The sequence below is a fragment of the Streptomyces sp. SID12501 genome (assembly GCF_010550245.1).
Lineage (GTDB): Bacteria > Actinomycetota > Actinomycetes > Streptomycetales > Streptomycetaceae > Streptomyces.
Map to the genome: position 1 here is coordinate 1 of NZ_JAAGLU010000782.1, position 422 is coordinate 422.

General features: G+C 73.7%; 1 protein-coding gene. It reads left to right on the top strand.

The genetic code is table 11. The annotated features are described in order from the left end of the window. Positions 1–422 (top strand): RNA polymerase sigma factor SigM (gene sigM / locus G3I71_RS48435; protein WP_164325354.1); only part of this gene is annotated, 422 nt, incomplete at both ends.

Here is a 422-nt window from a genome sequence, read left to right on the forward strand (position 1 = left end):
GGCGAACGCAAGGAGGCCGCCGACGCGGTACAGGACGCCCTCGTCTCCGCCTACCGGGCCGCGCACACCTTCCGCGGGGAATCCACCGTCACGACCTGGCTGCACCGCATCACCGTGAACGCCTGCCTCGACCGCGCACGCAAGGCCGCCTCCCGCAAGACCGCACCCCTGGACGACACGGACCGCCTGGAGCGGCTCCTGGAGCCCCACGAGTCCGCCGAGGCTCCGGCGGAGCGCCAGGACCTCCACCGGCAGCTGCTGGCCGCTCTCGGCACCCTCCCGGCCGATCAGCGGGCCGCCCTCGTCCTCGTGGACATGCAGGGATACCCCGTCGCCGAAGCCGCCCGGATCCTGGACGTCCCCACCGGGACCGTGAAGAGCCGGTGCGCGCGCGGCCGGGCGAAACTCGTCCCGATGCTCAC